This is a genomic window from Xanthobacter albus (genome assembly GCF_043194895.2).
Classification (GTDB): Bacteria; Pseudomonadota; Alphaproteobacteria; order Rhizobiales; family Xanthobacteraceae; genus Xanthobacter.
On the sequence record NZ_CM195532.1, the window covers coordinates 3,387,998 to 3,401,184 of the forward strand.

10 protein-coding genes and 1 pseudogene are annotated in these 13,187 nt (G+C 64.9%); 6 read left to right on the top strand and 5 right to left on the bottom strand.

Going from position 1 to position 13,187, the window contains the following annotated elements:
* Window positions 1–6: 6 nt before the first annotated feature.
* The 4 genes and pseudogenes from V5F75_RS15225 (at window position 7) to V5F75_RS15240 (ending at window position 4,942) form a co-directional block, all read left to right on the top strand.
* Window positions 7–1,266, top strand: coding sequence for a hypothetical protein (locus tag V5F75_RS15225; protein WP_394037768.1), 1,260 nt, complete (start codon window positions 7–9; stop codon window positions 1,264–1,266).
* Window positions 1,263–2,465 carry a hypothetical protein gene (locus tag V5F75_RS15230; RefSeq protein ID WP_394037766.1) on the top strand — a complete coding sequence of 401 codons (1,203 nt, stop codon included), beginning with the start codon at window positions 1,263–1,265 and terminating at the stop codon, window positions 2,463–2,465. The genes V5F75_RS15225 and V5F75_RS15230 overlap by 4 nt, the downstream gene beginning before the upstream one ends.
* A gap of 726 nt (window positions 2,466–3,191) precedes the next feature.
* Window positions 3,192–4,086 (top strand): annotated as a pseudogene (locus V5F75_RS15235) (NADP-dependent oxidoreductase).
* Window positions 4,076–4,942: an MFS transporter gene (locus tag V5F75_RS15240; protein ID WP_394037764.1), complete on the top strand. Its 867-nt coding sequence runs from the start codon at window positions 4,076–4,078 to the stop codon at window positions 4,940–4,942. The pseudogene V5F75_RS15235 and the gene V5F75_RS15240 overlap by 11 nt, the downstream one beginning before the upstream one ends.
* A 26-nt stretch (window positions 4,943–4,968) precedes the next feature.
* On the opposite strand, the gene V5F75_RS15245 is transcribed toward V5F75_RS15240, so the two are convergent.
* Entirely contained in the window at window positions 4,969–5,865 is an 897-nt protein-coding gene (locus tag V5F75_RS15245; protein WP_394037762.1) for an SDR family oxidoreductase, read from the bottom strand.
* A gap of 95 nt (window positions 5,866–5,960) precedes the next feature.
* On the opposite strand from V5F75_RS15245, the gene V5F75_RS15250 reads away from it, so the two are divergent.
* A complete protein-coding gene (locus V5F75_RS15250; protein ID WP_394037760.1) occupies window positions 5,961–6,803 on the top strand; it encodes a helix-turn-helix transcriptional regulator in 843 nt (280 codons plus the stop codon).
* A gap of 72 nt (window positions 6,804–6,875) precedes the next feature.
* On the opposite strand, the gene V5F75_RS15255 is transcribed toward V5F75_RS15250, so the two are convergent.
* On the bottom strand, window positions 6,876–7,781 hold the full coding sequence (locus V5F75_RS15255; protein ID WP_394037758.1) for an AraC family transcriptional regulator: 906 nt from the start codon (window positions 7,779–7,781) through the stop codon (window positions 6,876–6,878).
* An 87-nt stretch (window positions 7,782–7,868) separates the two neighbouring features.
* Here V5F75_RS15255 and V5F75_RS15260 point away from each other — a divergent pair, with 87 nt between their 5' ends.
* Window positions 7,869–8,723 carry an SDR family oxidoreductase gene (locus tag V5F75_RS15260; protein WP_394037756.1) on the top strand — a complete coding sequence of 285 codons (855 nt, stop codon included), beginning with the start codon at window positions 7,869–7,871 and terminating at the stop codon, window positions 8,721–8,723.
* 95 nt (window positions 8,724–8,818) lie between these two features.
* Here the strand turns inward: V5F75_RS15260 and V5F75_RS15265 are convergent, their stop codons facing one another.
* The 3 genes from V5F75_RS15265 to V5F75_RS15275 are packed head-to-tail and all read right to left on the bottom strand — an operon-like array spanning window position 8,819 to window position 12,996.
* Window positions 8,819–9,193 carry a CopG family transcriptional regulator gene (locus V5F75_RS15265; RefSeq protein WP_394037754.1) on the bottom strand — a complete coding sequence of 125 codons (375 nt, stop codon included), beginning with the start codon at window positions 9,191–9,193 and terminating at the stop codon, window positions 8,819–8,821.
* A gap of 59 nt (window positions 9,194–9,252) precedes the next feature.
* Window positions 9,253–11,232: a conjugal transfer protein TraG gene (locus V5F75_RS15270; RefSeq protein ID WP_394037752.1), complete on the bottom strand. Its 1,980-nt coding sequence runs from the start codon at window positions 11,230–11,232 to the stop codon at window positions 9,253–9,255.
* A 24-nt stretch (window positions 11,233–11,256) separates the two neighbouring features.
* Complete coding sequence (locus V5F75_RS15275; RefSeq protein ID WP_394037750.1) at window positions 11,257–12,996, bottom strand: relaxase/mobilization nuclease domain-containing protein; 1,740 nt, start codon at window positions 12,994–12,996, stop codon at window positions 11,257–11,259.
* Between the last annotated feature and the right edge of the window lie 191 nt (window positions 12,997–13,187).

Sequence of the window (13,187 nt, forward strand, 5' to 3'; positions counted from 1 at the left end):
ATTCACATGGATAAGCAGACAAAAGGTGCATGGGTTATCCATCACGGCAGGAAGGTCTCGAGGGACCAGCGCGGCGCGTCGGAATACAGCGCGATAGACCTTGCGGCGAAGGCGGCTTCGCTTTTGGTTAGGCTTGCGGAGAGCAAGCAAGCGGACCTGAACAAGAGCCAAGTGGTTGCCGCTGCAAGAATCGGAGGCTTAAATCCAAAGACAGAGCTGCAGGCCTGTCTTACCCAACTTCAGGATCGGCGGGTCATCGACCTCGCCGCGGATGGTTCAGTTTCAGTTATCGGCGTGACTGGCCGCACAGCTCTTGGTCACGCCTCGGACCTTTTCGACGAGAACGAACCCCAACCGTTCGAACTGGCCTCGATAGGTCTGGCGGAGCTGGCATCATCCGCACCCGTCCTCGTGAAGTCTGCTTCCGAGTACATCGGCGATACCTATAAGCTTTCCAGGAGCGATACCTCCGATTTTCTCAGACAAGCTTATGGCATCGGATTCGTTGACGCTGAGGGAGAGGGCGATGACCGCCTTCTATTCAACGGCAACTTGTTCCGCCGGAACACGGCCGAAAAGACCAAGAAAGTGCTCGACTCCCTGACGCCGGCCGAACAGGCAAGCCTGCAACAGTTCGAGCAGCTGCTCAAGGTAAAGGGCGCGATCGTAGCCACCCACGCGAAGAAGATGCTCGGCGCGCCACTGCTCTCGAAACTGCAGGCTGCTGCCGTCTTCGACATTAATGTCGTTTCCAATGAGGCTGGCGAACACGCATTCATGACGTCGCCGGGCGCGTTCCACAAGTTCACAAGTCCGCTGATCGACGACGCGTTTGATCATGCCAAGGCGCTGGTTTCCGCTCTCAGTTACGGCATGTCGCAGAGCACGCCTGTCCGTGGCCGGATTTGGGGAGTTGAATTGATCCTTGCCAAGCTGCTCCGAGGCGAGGCGGTCGGTCCTGCTCCTGCCATCGGGAGCGATTACAGAGCGCTGGAATTCGAGCGCGTTGTTCAGATAACGCATACCGGAAACGGCTATTTCACGATGCGCCTCCTGAAGATGGAGGTCGGTCAGATCGCTTTGCAGGTTCTGAAGGGTGGGGACGCTGCCGCAGCGGCGCTAGAAGTGCTCCCGAGCGCTGGTATGAGCGGCTACACTCCTCCGGAGGCAGCTCGGACAGATTTCCGGACGAGGAAACAGGGGCCTCAAAGCAAGTCGCAGATGCGGACGCTTTTGAGCGCCGTACGCGGTGGAGGCAGCCTATGATGGCCAAGGCAAGCGGTGCAAAGGGTCTGAAGACGGAAGAGCTGGTCAGGGCCTATTTCCTCCGCGCAGGGTTCTTCGTCATGCGCGGAATCAAGCTGCGGCATGACGGCGTTGAGCTGACGGACATCGACATGTGGGTGTACGAGCGTTCAGCGACGTTGGCCCGTCGGCGCACCGTCATCGACATCAAGGACAAAAGGACTCCGCAAGCAGCGGAACGGCTGTTCTTCGTGAAGGGAGTGGCAAGCGTCATCTCCGTCGAGGGCGCGGGCGTGGCCACGACCGATAACCGCCCGATGCTCCGGGAACTGGCGCGGAAGCATGGGGTCCTGTGGATCGACGGCGCAGACCTCCAGCGCCTCAAGGACAGCGACGCTCTTTCCGGTCTGAACCGTCTGACCGAAGAAGAGTTCAATCGCGAGATCGCTGATGTCGATAACGCGAGAAACGGTCACATTTTCAGGGACAAGATAGACGAGGTCAAATCCGCTGTCGCCGACAGGTTCGGGCCATCATGCGCTAATACCGCGCTTGAAGGCTTCCAGCTGTTCGCCCGCGAAGCCGTGAACGCACATCCTGCTTCCGCCGCCGCGCGGGGAGCCGGACGCCTCACTTATCTTGCCGCCGCGATCGCTGCCGCCGCCTTCGATTTCGCATCGGCGGACACTGCCCTTAGGCCGTCGGCCGAGCGAGTTCGGCACATGACCGACGTTATCCGTTTCGGGGCGAACTCTGAGGGAGCGCTCGCCAATCTGCGATGGACCGAGGCTGCGATCAGGGAATACTTGCCGAACGGCGCAGGGTTAGCTCAGGTGGTCCGCGAAAAATTCACGGCAGAGTTGAATGCAGTTCCTGCCGAAGGGTTGGCAGAAATCGTCGTTAGGTTGAGCAATTCGGAGAAGCTGTTCAGCATCGCCAAGTCCCTTGAGAAGGCAGCGTACGCTTCACATCTGGTTTCATTCGATCACCTCGATGTGGACACGAAGGGGTTTCTCGGTGCGTTGCTGGATTTCGTGGATATCAGCCGACCGAAATTCGCGGAAGGTTGGAGCGGCGGTCCGCAGGCGAGCACTAACGTTTCCGACGGGCCCTTGGGCGCGAGGAATGACGATCCAAAGGTACCGGATAAGAGCGAGCAAGGCTCTGATAAGACGAAAACCGCTCGGGCTCAGGAAAAAAATCAGCGCCGTTTGCTGTGAATACTCCCATTATCAATCGTGCGACTGCGACACACCTTAGCTTTGCTTGAGACAATTATTCTACCCAATCAGCCTCGCGCGAATGAATACGCCATAGCTTCTGACGCGCTCCGCAGATCCGCGACCTTGGCCTCCCGCATTCAGGGGCTACTTTTTTCTATTCAATCGCCAAAATCGGCCATTCGTTCATCGGCCCCGGTTCTGTCGTCCGGCGAGCCGTGAAAGAACGGCAGACTTCGGTCAACGACGAAAGCGGTTTGAACGTCCGCGATGGGGTCGGATGCAGAATGTCGGCTTTCTCCGTTTTCGCGCTGGAACCGGACAGACCGCAATCGGCCCCCATACGGAGGTTCGGGTACGCAGTTGGCAAGGTCTGCATTTGGCGCGACCCGTCCGTTGGGTTCCGGGATGCGCAGGCAACGTCACTGTCGTTACCGCCATCGTGGGCTTTCTCATCGGATCGTGTGCTGAGGCTGGGGCCAGCGCTGCCGTTGACCGGATTAACCGCGACGGTCGATCGGTTGCTTTGCCGAGCCCGCGGCGTTATACGGCGGCCGTCGCGAAAAACGATCGCCAGACGCGCGCTGCGCATTCTGGTTGATTGAGGACACGTCAGTGATGCGTTCCGCATCGCTCGGCCAGCGTCTCCCAGCCATGCCCACTCGTCTTCCGGATGAGTGGCGATCTGCCGGCGTCAACCGATGCCGGCACAGCCGGAGCGCGGTGATGAAAGCGATCGAGTTTCACGAATTTGGCGGCCCCGACGTCCTGCATCTGGTCGAGGTGGTGCCCCCGCACACCGGGCCCGGCGGGGTGCGGATTAAGGTCCGTGCTGCCGGGGTCAACCCGTCCGACTGGAAGCGGCGCGAAGGGCAGTATCGCGCGTTTGAAGAGCTGCAATTCCCCGCCGGTCTCGGTGTGGAGGGCGCAGGCATTGTGGACGAGATCGGCCAGGGCGTGATCGGCGATGCGCTGTTCGGGTTCGGCCTGAATACGATGGCCGAACAGGCGATCCTGACCCATTGGGCGAGGAAGCCGGACAATGTGTCTTTCGAGGTCGCCGCCGGCCTCCCGGTCATCTCCGATACCGCGACGCGCGCGCTCGACCAGGTCGGCGCGGCCCGGGGGGCAGACCCTGCTTGTGAGCGGAGCGGCGGGCGGCGTCGGAACCGCGATCCTTCAACTGGCGCGGCTGGGCGGCATCACGGTGATCGGCACGGCGAGCGCCGCAAAGCATGATTATCTGCGCGACCTCGGCGCCATACCGACCACTTACGGAGCCGGGCTCGAGGAGCGCGTGCGCACGCTGGCGCCATCCGGCGTCGATGCGGCCATCGACGTTGCCGGCTCCGGGATCATTCCCGAACTGATCCGGATCGTCGGTGATCCTGCGCACGTCCTTTCCGTGGCCGACTTTTCAGCCGAACAGTATGGCGCGAAGTTTTCGCACGGGCCGCCTGTCAACCCTGAGCGCCTGTTCGCCACCATGGCGGAGCTGTGTTCGACCGGCGCGTTCACGCTGCGCATCGACCGGACGTTTTCCCTCGACCAGGCAAGAGAGGCGCAGGAGGTCAGCCAGGCCGGGCGGGCAACCGGAAAGCTCATCGTCCGTGTCGACTGAAGCCGCCGGTGGTGGCCGGGCGCTGGCCATCATCTATGCGACGGTCGCGCTCGATGCAGCCGGCATCGGGCTGGTGTTCCCGATCCTGCCGCGCCTGATCCAGGACGTCACGCACACCGCGAACGTCGCGCCCTATGTGGGCTGGATGGCCACGCTCTATGCGGCGATGCAGTTCGTGTTCGCACCTGTTCTGGGCCTGTTGAGCGACCGGTTCGGGCGACGCGCCATCCTGCTCCTCTCGCTGGCGGGGACGGTGATCAGCTACATGGTCATGGCGTTCGCGCCGCAGCTCTGGATGCTGATGCTCGGTCGGGCGGTGGCCGGGCTGACAGGGGCCAACATATCCGTCGCCACGGCCTACATCACCGACATCACCTCCGGCGAGGACCGCGCACGGCGTTTCGGCACGATGAACGCCATGTTCGGCGCCGGCTTCATCATCGGCCCGATCCTTGGTGGCGTGCTGGGCGAGCACTGGGTGCGGCTGCCGTTCATCGCCGCTGCTGCGGCCAGTGCCGGCAACCTGCTGATGGCCATGTTCGTCTTGCGCGAGACACGTCCGCCATCGTCCGCCGTCCGCTTCGATCCAGGCGTGTTCAATCCCTTGTCGCCAATGCGGTGGTTGTGGTTGCCGTCAATGTCGTCGCCGTTCCGTTCGTGCTGCTGGGGACACGGAGCGTCAGCGCCGGCCGTCAGCGCTGAGGCTCGAAAGGTCAGCCTGCGGGCCCGCGCAACGAGCCGATGGTGCGCTAACGCGGAAGATATTGTTGCTGCCTTCCCCCAGCCGGCCGCTCTGGACCCGCTTCGAGAGCTCACGCAAAGCGGGGCCGCTTTCTGGCACAGGCGCGTGTCCTGAGCCTCGCGCCTGTGCCATATGGCCGGTCAACCCTCGGACAACTGCAACCTCTCCAAGTCCGCGATAAGGCCGGGGCCGGTGGGTTCCCAGCCCAGCTTGCCGCGGGTCTGCGCGCTCGATGCGGGCAGGCTGTGGTTCATGAAGGCGGAAAGCCAGCCGAAGTGGGCCTCTGTCTCCTCCGGAGCGATGGACGTCACCGGAAGCTGGAGGCGTCGGCCGACAGCCTCCACGATATCCTTGATCCGCACGCCTTCTTCCGCCACCGCGTGGTATCTGGCCGACGGTTCCGCCCTTTCGAGGACCAGCCGATAGAGCCGCGCGACATCGAGGACGTGGGCCGCGGGCCAGCAATTCTCGCCATCCCCCACATAGGTGCACGCGCCTTGCGCACGGAACATCGCGATGGCGTAGCTGACGAGCCCTTGCCGGGTGGTGTCATGGACTTGCGGCAGACGCACCACCGAAACGTTGACGCCATCAGTGGCAATGGCGGCGGCAGCCTCTTCCGAGGCCGCGCGGGGATTGGCTTTCGAGCTGAACGCCCCGTCGTCCTCCGTGGCGGGCGCGCCGGGCACGGTGTTCGCGATAGCGGTTCCGGATGTGACGATCAGGGGACGGCGGGAACCGCCAAGGGCGGAGCCGAGCGCCTGGATGACCCGGCGGTCATCCTCGCAATTGGCGACGAATTGCGAGAAGTCGTGGTTGAATGCCAGATGGATGACGCCGTCGCATTGGGCCGCGGCGCGGGTCAGATCCTCCAGATTCTCAAGCGATCCTGAATGAACCGCAGCGCCGGCGCTCACCAATGTCGTCGCCTTATCCGGCGAGCGCGCCAGCCCGAGCACCTGGTGGCCGGCCGCGATCAATTCCTTGACGACGGCGGAGCCGATGAAGCCGGTCGCGCCGGTGACGAACACACGCATGGGATAAGGTCTCCACGGGTTGACGGGAGACTGGTTTCGGCGCCTCAGCTATCCCGGTAAAGTCGTGAGCTTATACGGGTGTAATGACTAACAGCATGACCGATCCCACGCGCGACGAAAACCTGCTCGGAGCCTATCTGAAGGACCGGCGCGGAAAGCTCGATCCTGCCGCCCTCGGCTTTTCCCCAGCGCGGCGGCGCACCCCCGGCCTGCGCCGTGAGGAAGTGGCGCAGCGCGCCCATATCAGTGCCACCTGGTACACGTGGCTGGAGCAGGGACGCGGCGGCGCTCCCTCCGCCGACGTGCTCGACCGCATCGCGCGCGCCTTGATGCTGACCGACCTGGAGCGCGAGCATCTCTTCCTGCTCGGCATCGGCCGCACCCCCGAGGTGCGCTACAGGAAGAATGACAACGTCTCGCCGCGTCTGCAGCACGTGCTCGATGCGCTCGATCCCAGCCCCGCCCTCATCCGGACCGCCGTGTGGGACGTGGTCGCCTGGAACAGGGCCGCGACGGTGATGCTCACCGATTACGGCAAGCTGCCGCCAGAGGAACGCAATATCCTGCGCTTCATCTTCCTCGATCCGCGGGTGCGCGCCGCCCAGGCGGATTGGGAGAGCGTGGCGCGGCTTGTGGTCGGCGCGTTCCGCGCGGCGGCGGCGCGCGCGGGTGCTAAGGCGGAAATAAAACCCCTCGTCGAAGAGCTCTGCGACCGCAGCCCGGAATTCGCGGCCCTGTGGCGCGACAACGACATCCACGGCCAGGGTGAAGGCGTCAAGCACATCCGCCACCCGGTTCTGGGCGCCATGACGCTTGAATTCTCCACCTTCACGGTGGAGGGCCGCCCGGACCTCAGCATGGTCGTCTACAACCCGGCGACACCTGCCGATGCGGAGAGAATCAAGGGATTGGTGGAGGCGAAGGCCGGTTCTGAGTGAAGAGCGACGGTGCGAGCCGGGGCGATTTCGGGAAGGCCTTCAAGGTCTCGGGTTTCCCATTGCCACCGGTTGTCATGCGATCCGCCGGGCACGCGCGAAGGCGCCCGGTGATGTGCCGACCCGTCGGCGGAACGCGGTGCTGAAGGCGCTCGCGGACTCATAGCCGAGCTTTGCCGCGAGGCGTTCCAGGGATTGTCCACCGCGGCTCAGGGCGTTCTGCGCCAGGGCCATCCGCCAACGCGACAGATATTCGATGGGCGCGCAGCCGACGACGTCAGAAAATCGGGCGGAGAAGGCCGAGCGCGACATGCCGGCGACCGCCGCCAGCTCGGCCACCGTCCATCCGGTTCGCACATTGGCATGCATGCCCCGCAGCACCCCGGCGAGCGCCGGGTCTCGCAGTCCCGCCAGCAGACCAGCGGGCACGACGCCGTGGTCGCGGCCGCGCCAGCGCAGGCACTCCACCAGCAGCACCTCCAGCAGCCGCTCCACGATCATGTCCCGGCCGGGCCGATCGGCTCCACATTCCTCCATCATCAGATCAATGAGACGCCCGAGGCGGCCGGTGTCGCCGTCAGACGAGCGGATGTGGATCATGGCCGGCAGCAGCTCCAGCAGAACCGGCGCATTGACGGGATCGATCCTGAAACTACCGCCGAGCATTCGGAAATCCGGCTCGCCGTCCAGATCCCCATGATGGACGGCCTCGCGCGACGGGGCGCACGGCACACAGGGGACGCCGGGCCGGCTGGACAGGGTGAAGGACGGCGTATCGGGCAGCAACACGAAGTCGCCGCGGTCAAGCAGAACCGGCTCTTCCTTCTCGATCGCAAGCCAGCATTGCCCGGCGAGCACGATGGCGAACCCCGGCTGACCATAGGCGGCGTAGCGCGCGCCCCAATCGCCGCGCCCGGTGATCGGCTTGGACAAAGCGGCGCTCGGGCGCAGCAGGGAGATGACCTCGCTGAGGGGATCCATTCTGGACGATCTATAATGAATTAAGGCGATCTGATTATATATCGTATCGTCAGCCTGTCTATCCTGCAGGGAAACACGGAGACAGGCATGACCCCCACCATTCTCATCACCGGCACGTCCTCGGGCTACGGCAAGGCGATCGCGGAGCACTTTCTGGCTCAGGGCTGGAACGTCGTCGCCACCATGCGCCGGCCAGACCCCGGCATCTTTCCCGTTTCGGATCGGCTGCGTGTGCTCAAGCTCGACGTCACCGATAATGACAGCATCACCCGCGCCATGGCTGATGCGGTTGCGGCGTTCGGTGCCATCGATGTTCTGGTGAACAATGCCGGGATCGGCATGGCCTCCGTGGTGGAGGCCACACCGGACAGCATCATCCGCGAGATCTTCGAGACGAACAGCTTCGGCGTGTTCGCAACGTGCCGCGCTGTCATCCCGCACATGCGCCGGCAGGGGCATGGCACCATCGTCAACGTGACGTCGAGCACCGCCATCGGCGTCATGCCGCTGGTGGCGATCTACGCGGCCAGCAAATGCGCCGTGGAAGGCTATACGGAATCTCTCTCCTATGAGCTGGAGCCGTTCGGTATCCGCGCTCGCCTCGTGGAACCCGGCTACGCCCCGACGACGAACTTCACCGCCAATGGGGGCCCGCGCATGCAAGGCCTGATCCCACCGGACTACGAGGCCTTCGCCCACGGGTGCTTCCAGAAGATGGCCGATTATCCGACCGCCTATTGCACCGAGGCAGAGGTGGCACAGGCTGTGTTCCGCGCCGCGACCGAGGACGGTGAACAGATCCGCTATCCCGCCGGACCTGACACGCGGCTTCTCGCCGATCTGCGCTGGACCACCTCGGAACACCATTATCTGGAGAAGATGCGGGAGATGTTCCGTCCGAAGCTCCCAAGCCCTGCCCCTGCCGACACGCGCGCGCTCTGAGGCTGCGTCTTTGCGCCAGCCTTGGTGGCCGCGGACGACGGGATTATTTGACCGCCCGCGGCGCGAACGTTGCTCATCGCGCAGGAGCCCCTGTCTCATGCCTTGGGAACAGTGCCTTCCTCAGAGACCTCCTGCGCCAACCTCGGCCCCTTCGCGATCCGCCGACCTAGCGCCCCAAGGAACGCCTCATACCGCTCCCCTGCTTTGGCTCGGGCGGCCTGGGCCGCCGGCTCCGGCAACGTCGGCGTGGTGGCGAGCCAGAAGCGGACGAACACCGCCAGGGTCTCGACGGAAATGCCGAGGTCCCGCTCCAGCCGGGCCATCCGTCGGTCCAACTGGTCGAGGCGTTTGGCGACCGCGGCTTCCCGCTGCTCGGCCGCATCAGGCGATAGGAAGGATGCGATGGCGGCTTCGGCGATCAGGGACTGAGGCTGGTCGCGCCGCGCGGCATAATCGGCCAGAAGCCTCATGGTCTCCGGATCGAGATAGACGGAGATCTACGCCTTCTTCTTGCGTGGGGCCATCGCAGTCACAGCTCCATGCCATCATTGGGGTCGAGCGAGACCTGACGCGCGACGCCCTGCATGAGACGGGTCATGCGACTGGTCCGGGCCACGTCGTCGTCGGTCTCATCGACCAGATCGATCTCGAACTCGTTGCGGGGTTGCGCAGGCGCCTCCACCGTCTCCACCCGCGCCAGCTCCGGCTGGCGCCGTTGCTCCGAACCCGTAGTGTCCTCGTCGTCGCTTCCCTCGACTATCAGGTTGAGCTGTGACGGCACCGGCAGCGGAAAGACGCTCCAGTCGTCGGGCTGGCGATCGCGAGGGGCCAAGAGCTCTGGCGGGTACAGCAACCGTTCCCTAAACCGCTCATCCTCGTAGTACCGCGCCTTCTTCGCCCGGATGGGCGGCGTGCCAGCGACCATGACGATCTCGTCGGTGGGCGGAAGCTGCATCACCTCACCGGGTGTCAGAAGCGGGCGCGCCGTCTCCGAGCGCGAGACCATGAGATGGCCGAGCCAGGGGGATAGCCGATGGCCGGCATAGTTCTTCATGGCCTTCATCTCAGTGGCGGTCCCGAGGGCGTCGGAGACGCGTTTGGCCGTGCGCTCGTCGTTGGTCGCGAAGTTCACCCGCACATGGCAGTTGTCGAGGATGGAGTTGTTCGGCCCATAGGCCTTCTCGATCTGGTTCAGGGATTGGGCAATGAGGAAGCTCTTGAGCCCGTATCCTGCCATGAAGGCCAGTGCGCTCTCGAAGAAGTCGAGCCGCCCCAGCGCCGGAAACTCGTCCAGCATGAGCAGGAGCCGGTGGCGGCCGGCCTTCGCCTGCAGGTCCTCGGTGAGGCGGCGGCCCACCTGGTTGAGGATCAGGCGGATGAGCGGCTTGGTCCGGTTGATGTCCGAGGGCGGCACGACGAGGTAGAGGCTGGCTGGACGGGTATCTGTCACAAGATCGGTGATGCGCCAGTCGCAGCGTCGGGTCACCTCGGCCACCACCGGATCTCGGTAGAGCCCGAGGAAGGACATAGCGGTAGAAAGCACGCCGGACCGCTCGTTCTCTGACTTATTGAGCAGCTCACGGGCGGCGCTGGCGATGACGGGATGGGGACCTGCCTCCCCGAGGTGCACCGTCGTCATCATGGCGGCCAGCGTCGTCTCGATGGGCCGCCGCGGATCGGAGAGGAAGGCGGCGACACCGGCCAGGGTCTTGTCCCGCTCCGCGTAGAGGACGTGGAGGATGGCGCCGACCAGCAGAGCGTGGCTGGTCTTCTCCCAGTGGTTCCGCTTTTCCAGCGAGCCCTCGGGGTCCACCAGGATGTCGGCGATGTTCTGGACGTCCCGCACCTCCCACTCCCCGCGGCGGACCTCCAGGAGGGGATTGTAGGCGGACGACCGCACATTGGTGGGGTCGAACAGCAGCACCCGCCCGTGCCGCGCTCGGAAGCCCGCGGTGAGCTGCCAGTTCTCGCCCTTGATGTCATGGACGATGGCCGAGCCGGGCCAGGTGAGCAGCGAGGGCACGACGAGGCCGACGCCCTTGCCGGAGCGGGTGGGCGCGAAGCACAGAAGGTGTTCTGGTCCATCGTGGCGCAGATAGTCCCTCCCATGGCGGCCGAGCACCACGCCGTCGGGACCGAGGAGCCCGGCCGCGCGGATCTCCTCCAGCTCGGCCCAGCGGGCGGAACCATAGGTCTCGACGCGCCTTGCCTCTCGAGCCCGCCAGACCGAGAGGCCGATGGCGGCGGCGATGGACAGGAACCCGCCGGATGCGGCGATGATCGCCCCCTCGGTGAAGATGGCCGGCGCATAGGCGTCGTAGAAATACCACCACCAGAAGAAGGCCGGCGGGGGATAGACGGGCCAGGACCCCAGCAGGAACCACGACGGGCCGAGTTGATCCTGGAAGCCCAACCGCCATGCCACGAACTGTGTGGCGCTCCAGGTGGTGGCGAGCACGATGGCGAAGACGAGGAGGATCTGGCCCCAGAGAATCTTCGTCGCGGACATGCTGCGCTCCATTGATGTGTGGGGTCAGAGACCGAGGCCCCGTTTGCGGCCGAAGGACCAGTCGATGCCGCCATCGGCGCGGGCGACACCGGAGATGTGCCGGCCCAGTTGCTTCTCCAGAGACGGTGTCCAGGGCACCAGCTGGAAGCTGAGGCCGTCGTCGATCATGGCGAAACGACCGGAGGCGAGCGCGAAGCGCTGGCGATAGGTGCCGGAGACATAGTCTCCCGATCCTGACCGGCAGAACGGCTGTCCGGTCTCGGCGGAGAGCTTCCCGCCCAGAGCGTCCACCTCCCGTTTGCGCAATGTCTCGATCAGGTCCCGGGCGAAGGCGACCCGCTGGCCCTGGCGCTCGGCGAGCCCCTCCCGGACCAGATGGTCGGCGCGGCGTTCCATAGCGCCGCGCACTTTGGCGCCGAAGCCGCCTTCCGAGAGAGAGGCCGGCGCTCGGGAAAGCGCCTGACGGTCGAGCCAGGTGGCGCCCGATGCCGCGACCTGCTGTTCGATATCGAGATCGGAGCGGACCGCGAGGGCAACACGGGGCTGACCACGCTCGTCCTCGAACCGTCGGAGCTCGACAATGGAGCCGGAAGCGCCATCGCCGGCTGCTTCGAGGTCGGGCAGCCGGATATGGTGGGTGCGGCCGTCAACGCCGTCCACGACGGCATAGGCCGTGCCCTTCTGCTCGTCATCCAAGCCCCGATCGACCAGACGGCCAATAGCCGGAGCATCCAGGCTCTCGCCCGCGAGCACATAGCTCGCCGTGCCCCGCTCGATGCCATGGGTGGTGAGCGCCCGGTGCATCCGCTTGATGATGTCGCCGCGCTCGCCGAGGGCCCGCAGCGTCGCCTCGGCCTTCTCATCGATGACCCACTGGCCGGGGCCGATCTCGTCGGCGAGGCCAAGGGTTTCCAGCTTCCGCAGCCGCCCCACCTTCATCGGCAGGAAGGCATCCGGCCCACTATCGCGATCGCGCGCTACGTCGATGACGCCCGCCTCGCGCTGATCGCGGACCAACTGACGGTCCAGCTGGGTCCAGCCGTCCGCTTCCACCTGCCGCTCAACGGTGCGGTGGATGTCGAGGTCCGTGCGCAGGCCCAGCTCCTGGGTGACCAGATCCTGAGCACGGGCGCGCATGCCCTCCTTGATATAGTCCCGGGAGATGACGAGGTCCTGGCCGTCGTCGCTCCGGCCCCGCACCAATATGTGGAGGTGCGGATTATCGGTGTTCCAGTGGTCGACACCGACCCAGTCGAGCTTCGTGCCGAGGTCCTTCTGCATCTGGCTCACGAGGTCATGAGCGAACGACCGGAGGTCGACCATGTCCACCGCATCCTCGGGCGACACGATGAACCGGAAATGGTGCCGATCATCGGCGCAGCGCTCAGCGAAAGCGCGGCCGTCCCCCTCCTCGGCACCCGGCCCGAACAGGCGGGCCTTCTCTCCGTCCCGGGTTACGCCTTCCCGGCGCAGATAGGAGAGGTGCACGGTCAGCGGTGTGACACGGGCGGTGTGGCGCACCACGCGGGTCTTGATGACCACGATGCGCGAACGCCCGGTGAGCAAGCGATTGGCGACGATGCTCGCCGCCCGGCCGCAGCCGAAGTGCGAGCGGGTGGCGGAGGAGATGCGGCCGGATCGAGAGACATGCCCGCCAGCCTTCTGGGCCGCCGCGAGGGCCTGGGCGATGAAGGGGCGGGATCTCTGGGCACGGGTCGAGCGGATGCGGCCGGGCCGGACGCGGAATTCCCGGTCATCGGCCATGGCTCGCTCCGGCACGGTGCGAAAAGACACACGGGACCAGAGACTTGAGTACGCTGCGCACATTGCCGATCAGCGGCGCAATGTGCGTTTGGCTGGAAATTCCCGAGCAGAAACAACCGCCCGACCGAAGCGCACCTTGCGCCCTTTTATCTCGCCATCGATCGGTTGTTTCCTGCGTCTCCTCTCCAGAC